This window comes from Enterobacter sp. K16B (genome assembly GCF_020216105.1).
Lineage (GTDB): Bacteria > Pseudomonadota > Gammaproteobacteria > Enterobacterales > Enterobacteriaceae > Enterobacter > Enterobacter sichuanensis.
This window is the reverse complement of the sequence record NZ_JAIWJZ010000040.1, coordinates 33458-45062: the sequence shown is the minus strand read 5'-3', so window position 1 is coordinate 45062 and position 11605 is coordinate 33458. Positions and strand designations below refer to the sequence as shown.

At 57.2% G+C, this 11605-nt stretch carries 11 protein-coding genes and 1 pseudogene; 1 reads left to right on the top strand and 11 read right to left on the bottom strand.

Features of this window, described 5'->3' with window-relative positions; all coding sequences use genetic code 11:
* The 9 genes and pseudogenes from LDK53_RS10450 to pdxB all read right to left on the bottom strand — a co-directional run.
* Positions 1-257, bottom strand: a pseudogene (locus tag LDK53_RS10450) (amidophosphoribosyltransferase); the annotation flags it as partial.
* A gap of 36 nt (positions 258-293) precedes the next feature.
* Complete coding sequence (cvpA, locus tag LDK53_RS10445; RefSeq protein ID WP_000262116.1) at positions 294-782, bottom strand: colicin V production protein; 489 nt, start codon at positions 780-782, stop codon at positions 294-296.
* A gap of 165 nt (positions 783-947) precedes the next feature.
* Positions 948-1646 carry a cell division protein DedD gene (gene dedD, locus LDK53_RS10440; RefSeq protein ID WP_025757159.1) on the bottom strand — a complete coding sequence of 233 codons (699 nt, stop codon included), beginning with the start codon at positions 1644-1646 and terminating at the stop codon, positions 948-950.
* Positions 1636-2904, bottom strand: coding sequence for a bifunctional tetrahydrofolate synthase/dihydrofolate synthase (gene folC / locus LDK53_RS10435; RefSeq protein WP_047959158.1), 1269 nt, complete (start codon positions 2902-2904; stop codon positions 1636-1638). Before folC ends, dedD begins: the two co-directional genes overlap by 11 nt.
* Positions 2905-2974: 70 nt before the next feature.
* Entirely contained in the window at positions 2975-3880 is a 906-nt protein-coding gene (gene accD, locus LDK53_RS10430; RefSeq protein WP_025757157.1) for an acetyl-CoA carboxylase, carboxyltransferase subunit beta, read from the bottom strand.
* Between the two features lie 154 nt (positions 3881-4034).
* A complete protein-coding gene (locus tag LDK53_RS10425) occupies positions 4035-4694 on the bottom strand; it encodes a DedA family protein (RefSeq protein ID WP_039263236.1) in 660 nt (219 codons plus the stop codon).
* Between the two features lie 28 nt (positions 4695-4722).
* Complete coding sequence (gene truA, locus LDK53_RS10420; RefSeq protein WP_025757155.1) at positions 4723-5535, bottom strand: tRNA pseudouridine(38-40) synthase TruA; 813 nt, start codon at positions 5533-5535, stop codon at positions 4723-4725.
* Entirely contained in the window at positions 5535-6548 is a 1014-nt protein-coding gene (locus LDK53_RS10415) for an aspartate-semialdehyde dehydrogenase (RefSeq protein ID WP_025757154.1), read from the bottom strand. The genes truA and LDK53_RS10415 overlap by 1 nt, the downstream gene beginning before the upstream one ends.
* A 67-nt stretch (positions 6549-6615) precedes the next feature.
* On the bottom strand, positions 6616-7752 hold the full coding sequence (gene pdxB, locus LDK53_RS10410; protein WP_225286911.1) for a 4-phosphoerythronate dehydrogenase PdxB: 1137 nt from the start codon (positions 7750-7752) through the stop codon (positions 6616-6618).
* A 113-nt stretch (positions 7753-7865) separates the two neighbouring features.
* On the opposite strand from pdxB, the gene flk reads away from it, so the two are divergent.
* The gene (flk, locus tag LDK53_RS10405; protein WP_225286909.1) at positions 7866-8870 is read left to right on the top strand and encodes a flagella biosynthesis regulator Flk; all 1005 of its coding nucleotides are present in this window, start codon (positions 7866-7868) and stop codon (positions 8868-8870) included.
* A 90-nt stretch (positions 8871-8960) separates the two neighbouring features.
* On the opposite strand, the gene LDK53_RS10400 is transcribed toward flk, so the two are convergent.
* Both LDK53_RS10400 and fabB read right to left on the bottom strand, forming a co-directional pair.
* Positions 8961-10139: an MFS transporter gene (locus LDK53_RS10400; RefSeq protein ID WP_225286907.1), complete on the bottom strand. Its 1179-nt coding sequence runs from the start codon at positions 10137-10139 to the stop codon at positions 8961-8963.
* A gap of 208 nt (positions 10140-10347) precedes the next feature.
* Entirely contained in the window at positions 10348-11565 is a 1218-nt protein-coding gene (gene fabB / locus LDK53_RS10395; protein WP_025757150.1) for a beta-ketoacyl-ACP synthase I, read from the bottom strand.
* Positions 11566-11605 lie beyond the last annotated feature (40 nt).

Below are 11605 nucleotides of genomic sequence, written 5' to 3'. Positions count from 1 at the left end.
GCCTCAGAGGCGCTGGAACTGCCAGCAGTAGGATAACGAACGTGACCGATCCCCATATTACCTTGCAGACGCTGCATATGGCGGGCTTCAAACACATCATTTACCAGGCCATTCGCCTTGCGTAAACGGAAGCAGTTGTTTGCATCAATGGTGATGATACCCGCAGCATCCTGCCCACGGTGCTGAAGCACCGTTAACGCGTCATAAATCGACTGGTTTACCGGCATGAAACCGGCGATACCGACAATACCGCACATTCGTCTTTTCCTCGTTAAGCCACATCTCAGAACGGATTACGCTCTGGGCAAAAAACTCGACGAGCTTTGCAGATAGTCAAAGAACCATCTGATGATGAAGCTGAACTCCGGAATGAGCTGCGATTTCTGCCAGTCTTCACTTTTGGAGAACCCGGTGAAGGTATCCAGGAAGAACAGGATCGCGGCCACAATCAGCACGCCTCGTAATGCCCCGAAACAGATCCCGAGTACCCTGTCCGTTCCTGACAGACCGGTTTTCTCGACCAGCTGACCTATCACATAATTCACGATAGCGCCGACAATCAGCGTCGCGATAAACAGCACCGCGATGGCGATTCCATTTCGGACCAGTTCATCTTCAAAGCCCGTGAACCAGACAGACAGGTAAGTGTAGTAATGACTGGCGACAAAGAAAGCACAACCCCAGGTCACCAGCGATAACGCTTCACGAACAAAGCCACGGATCAGGCTAACCAGACAGGAAAAACCAATCACCGCAATGATGGCGTAATCAATCCAGACCATATATGTCCCACGATTTAACGCCCTGTCATCCAGTTCGGGGCGAATTCTAACAGAAAAAGAAAACGTTTGCGTAGGGATTTCCTTCCCGCGCGTAAATAAAAAAGGCGCTGAAAAAATGTTCAACGCCGTGGCTTATCGCCTCTCTCTTTAAGGAGCAGGTCGTACTTAGTTCGCGCTGTAGCTCATCACGACGCCGCTCAGACCGGAGATCTGCTTCAGCTCGCCGAGCGAACCTTTCAGTTTGTCTTTAGACGCTTCTGGCCCCACGAGGATACGGGTAATTTTACCCTGCACCGGCGTGGAAGGTGAAGTATAAACACGGTATCCCGCACTGCGCAGTTTACCTACCACCTCATTGACCTTGTCCGCATTTTTCAGCGCGCCAAGCTGCACAACGTAAGCTTTACCCGTTGGGGCCGCCGCGTCCTGCTGAGCCGGTTTTGCTGGCGGAGGCGTCTCTGACGCCGCGGCAAGCTGTTCTGCCGTTTTATCCCGCTGCGGTTTCGGCTGTGGTTTATCGACCGGCTTCGGTTTTTCAACCGGTTTGGGCTGCTCTACCGGCACAGGATCGATATCGTTGTTGCTCGCGGCCGCCAGACGAGACGGATCGAGCGACGGTGCTGCGGCATCGCCCGCCCGTACCTCTTCCGCCGCACCTTCCGGTGGCTGAGCGGGAAGCGCCTGCGTTGCCGCGGGCAGCATATCCGGCTCATCCCGGTCGCCCGGTTTAGGGACCAGCGGAATAGCGGCAAACTCATCCTGGTAATGCTTTTTCTGCCCGTCGAGCAACCCCGGAAGAATAATCACCCCGAGCGCGACCAGCACAATGGTTCCTGTTAAACGGTTCTGAAACTTACTCGCCACCGGTTCTCCCCGCGTCCATCACTTCCATGACATGTGCCACCGTGTGGAATGAACCACACACCAGCACGGTATCTTCTGGTTTAGCATCCGCCATCGCGGCATGCCAGGCCTGCGCCACGCTAGTGTAGATTGCGCCTTTGCCGAGATGTTCCATCAGTTGCTCAGCCGTCGCGCCGCGTGGCCCCTCCAGAGGAGCACAATACCAGCTATCGACCACACTCTCCATGCAGGCCAGCGTCCCGCCGATATCTTTATCATGAAGCATACCGATAACCGCCAGCACGCGCCCGGTTTTTGGTAACGATTTGAGACGTCCCGCGAGATACGCCGCCGCATGCGGGTTGTGCGCCACATCCAGAATCAGGCGTGGTGACTCGCTGACAATCTGGAACCGCCCGGGCAGAATCGCCTGCTGTATACCGTCGCGGATCGCCTGCTCGCTCACCGCCAGCCCGCTGGCGCGAAGTGCTGCCAGAGCCGTTGCCGCGTTCGGCTGCGGCACCTGCGGCAGTGGCAGGTGCTCAAGCGTGCCCTGTGCATCGCTAAAGCGCCAGCCGTTGTCCTGAACTTCATACTGCCAGTCCACGCCGCGGCGCAGCAGACGCGCGCCCTTCTCGTTTGCGACATCCGCAATGGTGTGCGGCATATCCGGTTCGCCGACAACCGCCGGCTTATTCGCCCGGAAAATGCCGGCCTTCTCGCGGCCAATGCTTTCACGATCCGGCCCCAGCCAGTCGACATGGTCCAGCGCAATGCTGGTGACCACCGCCACATCCGCATCGACCATATTGGTGGCATCAAGACGTCCGCCGAGGCCGACCTCCAGGATCACCACATCCAGTTGCGCCTGTTTGAACAGCCACAGCGCCGACAAGGTGCCGTATTCAAAATAGGTTAATGAAATTTCACCGCGTGCGGCTTCAATTTCCGCGAACGACGCGGTATGCGCCGATTCCGGCAGTTCGCTGTTCTGCACGCGAACGCGCTCGGTGTAGCGTACAAGGTGTGGAGAGCTGTAAACGCCTACCCTGTAACCCGCAGCCATCAGAACAGATTCCAGCGTACGGCAGGTGGTGCCTTTGCCGTTGGTGCCTGCGACGGTGAATACGAAAGGCGCCGGTTTTAGCACATCAAGACGCGCAGCAACCTGGCTTACGCGCTCAAGGCCCATATCGATGGTTTTACTGTGCAGGTTTTCCAGATAAGAAAGCCACGCGGCCAGGGGCGACGTGGCTTGGGGAATGCTTTTATTTTCCATAATGCCCGGTTGTCATTAACAGATTAGAAAGCAAAAGGGCAGCGCCAGCTGGCCCTGCCCTTTTCAGTTATCAGGCCTCGGGTTCCTGATCCGGCACCACCACGCCTTCGCGCGGCTCATCCGGGTTCGGCGCTGGCAGATTCATCAGTTTCGCCAGGATGCGCGCCAGCTTCAGGCGCATTTCCGGACGGCGGACGATCATGTCGATGGCACCTTTCTCGATGAGGAACTCACTGCGCTGGAAACCAGGCGGCAGTTTTTCACGAACGGTCTGTTCGATAACGCGAGGACCCGCAAAGCCGATCAGCGCTTTTGGCTCAGCGATGTTCAGATCGCCCAGCATCGCGAAGCTTGCAGAGACGCCGCCCATGGTTGGGTCGGTCAGCACGGAGATATACGGCAGACCGCGCTCCTGCATTTTCGCCAGCGCAGCTGAGGTTTTCGCCATCTGCATCAGAGACATCAGGGCTTCCTGCATACGCGCCCCGCCGGAGGCAGAGAAGCAGATCAGCGGACAGTTATCTTCCAGCGCCTGCTCAACGGCACGCACAAAGCGCGCACCAACCACGGAGCCCATTGAGCCGCCCATAAAGGAGAACTCGAACGCAGCGGCAACAACCGGCATCTCATGCAGGGTGCCTTTCATCACCACCAGCGCGTCTTTCTCGCCGGTCTCTTTCTGTGCAGAGGCCAGACGATCTTTATATTTTTTGGAGTCGCGGAACTTCAGCACGTCTTTTGGCTCAAGTTCGCTGCCCAGTTCTACCAGAGAACCTTCGTCCAGCAGGCTATGCAGGCGGTTGCGCGCCGACATACGCATATGGTGGTCACACTTCGGACACACCTCAAGGTTGCGTTCCAGCTCTGCGCGATACAGAACCTGGCCGCAGCTATCACACTTCGTCCATACCCCTTCAGGAATGCTCGCTTTGCGCGTTGGGGTAATGTTGCTTTTAATTCGTTCAATCCAGCTCATTGATAACCTTTCTGCCTGAACCTGGTCGTATGCCAGTTTTGCTATAAGAGGCGAATAATGCCATTTTTGCCTCCAACAGACCATGAATGTTGCACATTAAAACATAACAGCCCGAAACTTTGGATAAAAAAGTGGTCGAACCGCCAGTGTGCATTTACTTCGCTTGTTTTGCCGCCGCACGTTTGTGACGAATAATTTCGATAACGCCCGGCAGGACGGAAAGCACAATAATCGCTACAATCAGTAACTTAAGATTTTCCTGAACCACCGGGAGATCGCCAAACAGATAGCCAGCATAGGTAAACAGCAGTACCCACAGCAGCGCGCCCACCACGTTATAGGCTGCAAAATGACGATAGGACATATGCCCCATTCCCGCCACAAACGGTGCGAATGTACGCACAATAGGCACAAATCGCGCAAGGATAATGGTTTTTCCACCATGGCGTTCATAAAACGCATGGGTTTTGTCCAGATAGCTGCGACGGAAAATTTTCGAATCCGGATTGCTGAACAGCCGCTCACCGAACACGCGACCAATAGTGTAGTTGACCGCGTCACCGACAATCGCGGCAATCACCATCAGTACCACCATAAGATGCACGTTCAGATCGTTGGTGGGTAACGCCGACAACGCCCCGGCGACAAACAGCAGTGAATCGCCCGGCAGGAAGGGGGTAACGACCAGACCGGTTTCACAAAACAGAATGAGGAACAGAATGGCATAAACCCAGACGCCATACTGCGCGACCAGCTCTGCCAGGTGAACATCAATATGCAGGATGAAATCAATCAAAAAACGAATTACGTCCATATTGTCTAAGCCTTAATTGCACCTTTATTTAGTCCGCTAAAAAGAGCGGCCCCATTGGCGGTTTCGGCAGGTCAAACCGATCCGGATAGTCTACCGAGACCAGATACAACCCTTCCGCTTTCGCCGTGGCTGCCGCAAGCGTTCTGTCCTTCGCTGCCAGCAGGTCTGCAATCCAGCTCTCCGGCTGGTGTCCGGCACCCACTTCCATCAGGCTGCCCACAATATTCCGCACCATATGATGTACAAAGGCATTGGCTTTGATATCCACCACCACATACGCGCCAAAACGGCTGACGTTTATGTGCATGACGTTACGCCACGGCGTGCGGGACTGACACTGCACCGCACGAAATGAGGTAAAGTCATTTTCACCAATCAGACACTGCGCCGCACGATGCATGCGTTCCGCATCGAGCGGTTCATAAAAATGCGTCACGCCCTGGCTTAATACCGCCGGACGCAGACGCTGGTTGTAGATGACATAACGGTAACGACGCGCCGTGGCGCTGAAGCGCGCATGAAAATCATCCGGTACAGCTTTCACCCAGCGCACCGCAATGTCACCAGGTAAATTCGCATTTACACCCAGCGTCCAGGCGGCATCTTTACGCACCGCGGTGGTTTCAAAGTGCACCACCTGCCCCGTCCCGTGGACACCGGCGTCAGTGCGCCCCGCGCACAGGACGTTGATCGGCTCGTTTGCCACCTGGGAAAGCGCTTTCTCCAGCTTTTCCTGGACGCTACGCACCTCATTCTGACGCTGCCAGCCATAATATTTACTGCCGTCGTACTCAATACCGAGGGCAATTTTATGAACCGGCTTTTGATCCACTGCGGACATCAGTACAGGTACTCCTGCACCAGTTTTTCAGCGATCTTAACCGCCATCAGCGCGCCGCCAAAGCGGACGTTATCGGCAACAGACCAGAACTGAACCTGCTCCGGCATACCGTAATCGTTACGCACGCAGCCGACAGAGAGGTGTGCGCTTCCGGTAGCGTCACCCACCTGGGTCGGGAACTCGCGCTCTTCGGAAAGCACAATGTCTTCACCGCGGCCAAACGCATCACGCGCCTCTTCCGCCGCCAGCGGGCGTAGCGCCTCAAAACTCACCATCTGCGCATGACCGTAAAAGACCGGGGACTGCACAACGTTTGCGGAGATCATCAGGCCATCGTCCTGCAGAATTTTACGCGCTTCGTCCACGATACGGCGCTCTTCGCGCACGGAGCCCTGATTATCTGGCAGCATCGGCAGCATGTTGAACGCCAGCTGGCGACCAAAGAAATCATCTTCGTCAATCGGGATGCCGTTCAGCAGCTTCGCGCTCTGCCCTGCCAGCGCATCGACGGCCTTTTTGCCGTTCGCGGACACGGAAAGCAGGCTGGTGACGGCAATGCGCGACAGGCCACCGTCGTCGATCAGCGGTTTCAGGGCCGTCAGCAGCTGACTGGTCAGGCTGTCAGGTACCGCGATGATGTTGCGGTTACGGTAGTCGGCCAGCACGAACGGGTTCACGTCCGGCACCACCAACGGCACGTCCGGCTCCAGAGCGAACAGGCCGCTCAGGTCGATCACCAGACAGCCAGCGTTGGTCGCCTCTTCAATGTACGCCGCCGTGGCTTCAGCGCCCGCGGCGAAAAACGCCAGCTGCGCCTGCGTCCAGTCGAACGCGGCGGCATCCTGGACCATGACGGATTTACTGTTAAAACGCAGATGCTCACCCGCGCTGTCGGTACGCGCCAGCGCATAGATATCGCCCACCGGGAACTGACGCTCAGCAAGGGTTTCGAGCAGGGCTTCGCCCACGGCACCCGTGGCACCTAAAATGGCAATGTTCCAGCCTTCAGACATGGTGGTTTACTCCAGAAATAAAAAAGCGTCCCTGTCGGAGTATCCGACAGGGAGCATTAAGAAGACATTAATGCGCCGGGGGGTGAACGGCGTTAAAACCCAGCTTGTGCAGCAGCGTCGCCGCCGGGGCGTCATCGCACATCACATACAGGGAAGACCACTCGCGGCGCTCAACGTAGTGCTTGCGCAGCTTATCAAACTCACCCGGGATCCCCGCCACTTTACGCAGCAGCGCATCATCGCGGCGCACATCATACACCAAATGCACCAGCCTTTTCAGCGTTGCCTGATCGAGCGGACCGTGCAGGGTAATACGGCCAAATTCAGGCGCGGGGAGTAAGGTATCCAGCGCCACTTGCTGAGGGTGGCCAATAAAGGCGCTGTAGGCCTCGAAGACCTGGGTCGTACCGCGCGCTTTCCCCTCAAGCGTATAACCCGCGATATGCGCGGTCGCAACGTCCACCCTGTTCAGCAGCGCAACGTTGAGTTCCGGCTCTGGCTCCCAGACGTCCAGCACCACGCTGAGATCCTGTCCCGCTTCCAGACATTTCAGCAGCGCGGCGTTATCCACCACCGGACCACGGCAGGCATTTATCAGAATAGTGCCAGCCTTCAGACGGCGGATCAGCGCCTCGTCAGCCAGATGCAAAGTCTTATACGGCCCCTCTTTAAACAGCGGTGTGTGGAACGTCAGGACATCGCACTGTTCAACCAGCTCATCCAGCGAGCGGAAATCCCCCTCCTCGCCGTTGTCTTTGCGCGGCGGATCGCACAGCAGCGTGCGGATCCCTAACGCTTCCAGGCGCTTTTGCAGGCGTCCTCCAACGTTGCCCACGCCGACAATCCCCACCGTGCGGTCTTTCAGCGCAAAACCGTCGCGCTCGGCCAGCATCAGCAGCGAGGAGAAAACATATTCCACGACGGCAATGGCGTTACAGCCCGGCGCGGCGGAAAAACCGATCCCGGCCTGCGCAAGCCATTTATCATCCACATGATCGGTCCCTGCCGTTGCGGTCCCGACGAACTTGATCCCTTTACCGGCGAGCAGTGCCTCATTTACTTTGGTCACCGAGCGCACCATCAGCGCGTCTGCGTCATCCAGTTCGTTGACCGGGATCGGGCGACCAGGGACAGCCTTCACGTTACCCAGGCGGCTAAACAGCTCACGGGCATAAGGCATATTTTCATCAACGAGGATTTTCACGTCTGAGTACCTGTTTGAGAGGAAGAAAACCTGCCAAGTGTGCCATAATCTGGCCGCCAGGCATATACGTATGCCAGGTTTACGCTGAGTTTTGACTTTAAGGATTTTTGACGATGCAGCCCATTTCAGGTACGCCGCCGCGCCCTCCGGGTGAAGGCCCTGTCACGCAAAACGTTGCCGGTGAACAACCGCTATCCACGCAACAGCGCACCGTGCTGGAGCGCCTGATCACGCGCCTGATTGCGCTGACTTCGCAGCAAAATGCGGAAGTCTGGGCCGGGGTAAAGCATGACCTGGGTATGAGAAACGACGCGCCGCTCCAGTCGCGCCACTTCCCTGCCGCTGAGCAAAACCTGAACCAGCGTATTACCACCGCGCAGCAGAACCACACCACGCGCCAGATTGTCGCGCAGCTGACGGAGCTGTTGGGCCAGGGGAATAACCGCCAGGCGGTGAGTGATTTTATTCGCCAGCAGTATGGTCAGACCGCTCTGGGTCAGCTGACGCCGGAGCAGCTTAAAACGGTGCTGACGCTGCTGCAGAATAATGAGCTCTCTATTCCACAGCCTCAGGTGCGTCCGTCGACCGAACGCTCGCTGCTGCCTGCCGAGCACAACACGCTTAAGCAGATGGTGACCAAGCTTGCCGCGGCCACCGGCGAACCGACGAAGCTTATCTGGCAATCCATGCTGGAGTTGTCCGGCGTGAAGGCGGGCGAGCTGATCCCCGCAAAACAGTTTACCCATCTGGTAACATGGCTGCAGGCGCGCCAGACGCTCAGCACCCAGAGCGCCCCTACCCTGCATACCGTTCAGGCTGCGCTTAAACAGCCGCTGGAACCGCATGAATTTAAGATGATTCGGGACTATGCCCAGCAAAACTGGCAGGCCACCCCGCAAACGGTTCTGACCACCGCGCAGGTGCAGGATGTGCTCAATCAGATCTTTGTTCGCCGCGCCGAGCGCGAAGGTGGCGTACCGGAGGTGAGAGATATTCAGCCGATCTACAGCCCGCTGTTTGCGCCGGTTGTGGAGACGTTCAGAACCCTCTCTGCGCGTCCGGGATTGCTGTTTATTGCGTTACTGATTGCACTGGCGATTTTCTGGCTGGTTGCCTGAGGATTTGCCCGGTGGCGCTACGCTTACCGGGCCTACAACGCCCCGAACCGTAGGCCGGGTAAGGCGCAGCCGCCACCCGGCAACAACGGCTCACGTTCTGCGAAACGCCACCAGCGTCACCACAATCCCCACCACTGCGGAAACCGCACCAGCCAGGAAGACGGACGGATAGCCAAACGACGTCGCTAACAGCCCGGCCAGCGGCCCGGTTACGCCGTATGAGATATCCTGAAACGCCGCATAACCGCCGAGCGCCGTACCCCGCACCTGCGGGGCCACGCGCTTCACCACTTCCACACCAAGTGCCGGGAAAATCAGAGAACAGCCGCAGCCGGTCAGCGCCGCGCCAAGCAGCGCAACGGATGCCGCGGGTGCATTCCACAACAGCAGAAGACCGATAGTTTCAATGAACAGCGACGCCACCGCCACCTTCACACCGCCAAAGCGATCCGGCATCCAGCCGAAGAATACGCGCATCAGCACAAACGCACCGCCAAACGCGGTGAGCGTAAAGCCGGCCATCGCCCAGCCACGGCTCATAAAATAGAGCGAGACGAAGGTACCAATTACCGCAAAGCCCACGCCCTGCAGCGCCAGGCCAAGACCCGGCTGCCAGATTTGGCCGACCACGCTCCACAGGGAAGGACGCTCACCTTTGTGCGCGGGCACTTTACGCACCGAGCCGTTAAAGGCCCAGGCCAGCAGCGGCAGCAGCATGGTGGTGGCCGCAAGCGTCGCAAACCCAAACTGGCTATTGATGAGCAGCCCAAGCGGCGCACCGGCGGCCAGGGCGCCATAGATAGCCATGCCGTTCCAGGACATCACCTTGCCGGAACGGGCGGGCCCCACCAGCCCCATTCCCCAGGTCAGGGTGCCGGTCAACAACTGGCTTTCACCAAAACCGAGGATTAAACGGCCCAGCACCAGCAGAGCAAATTTATACACCGCGTCTACCGGCAGGAGCGCGGCCAGCAGCCATGCGCCGCCCGCCAGCCCGCAGGCAAACATTCCCTGGAGCGCTGAACGTTTCGCACCGTGCTGATCCGCCAGTCGCCCGGCGTAGCCGCGAGTTAATACCGTGGCTAAAAACTGAATGCCTACAGCGATGCCAACCATGGTGTTGCCATACCCGAGCTCCTGATGAACGAACAGCGGGATCACCGGCAGCGGCAGGCCAACGGTCATATAGGTCAGGAATACCGCAAAAGCGATACGGAACAGCGAGAGATTCGCTGAAGAGGTTGTTTCTGTTTGAGTGACTGCAGTCATGCTTTACTCCGAAATGAAGAGTAAGGCGGGGAAATGCCACGCCCCCTCTACCTGTTTACCAGGATTAAGGTGCGTTGGTTGACGTTAAACGCTTACGCATTATCGTGAGGATAATGTTGAGGTGTGAAGTTTGCCTGTGCAATCAGCCGCTTGTCAATGCATAAAAAAAGGGAGCCTTATGGCTCCCCTTTCGAATCAAACATAAAACTTATGCTTTGTACTTACGCATCACCAGCGTGGCGTTAGTACCACCAAAACCGAAGCTGTTGGACATGACAGTGGTCAGTGTCGCTTCCGTTGGTTTGGTCACGATGTTCAGGCCAGCCGCCTGCTCATCCATCTCTTCAATGTTGATGCTTGGAGCGATAAAGCCATTTTCCAGCATCAGCAGAGAGTAGATCGCTTCCTGCACGCCCGCCGCACCCAGAGAGTGACCGGTCATGGCTTTGGTCGCGGAGATCGCCGGGCTGTTGTCGCCGAACACTTCGCGGATCGCCCCAAGCTCTTTCACGTCGCCTACAGGCGTAGAGGTACCGTGGGAGTTCAGGTAGTCGATTGGGGTATCAACGCCGTGCATCGCCATCTTCATGCAACGTACCGCGCCTTCGCCTGATGGCGCAACCATGTCGGCGCCGTCAGATGTGGCACCGTAGCCCACGATCTCAGCGTAGATGTGCGCACCACGTGCCAGCGCGTGCTCCAGCTCTTCAACCACAACCATACCGCCGCCGCCTGCGATAACGAAACCGTCACGGTGTGCGTCATAGGTACGGGAGGCTTTATCTGGCGTCTCGTTGTATTTGGTGGACAGTGCGCCCATGGCGTCGAATTCACAGGCCATTTCCCAGCCCAGCTCCTCGCCGCCGCCAGCAAATACGATGTCCTGTTTACCCAGCTGGATCTGCTCAACCGCATTACCGATGCAGTGCGCGGAAGTCGCACACGCGGAGCTGATGGAGTAGTTCACACCGTGAATTTTGAACGGGGTCGCCAGGCACGCGGAAACCGCAGAACCCATGGCTTTGGTCACCACGTACGGACCTACCGCTTTCAGACCACGCGGGCTACGCATTGCGTCAGCACCGAATACCTGCGCTTTTGAGGAGCCGCCGGAGCCGGCGATCAGACCCACGCGCGGGTTGTTCTGATAAACCTCTTCACTCAGGCCGGAATCTTTGATCGCTTCCTGCATGGAGAGATAAGCATAAATAGAGGCATCGTTCATGAAACGAACCACTTTGCGGTCAATCAAACCGGTGGTGTCCAGTTTGACGTTACCCCATACGTGGCTACGCATACCTGAATCTTTAAACTCTTCAGAGAAAGTGATCCCGGAGCGTCCTTCACGCAGAGATGCCAGGACTTCCTGCTGGTTATTACCGATGCTGGAAACAATGCCCAGGCCAGTAATCACTGCACGTTTCATTCAATACCTCTGTAAGTCGCACTATAGTAAGTTTCGAGTC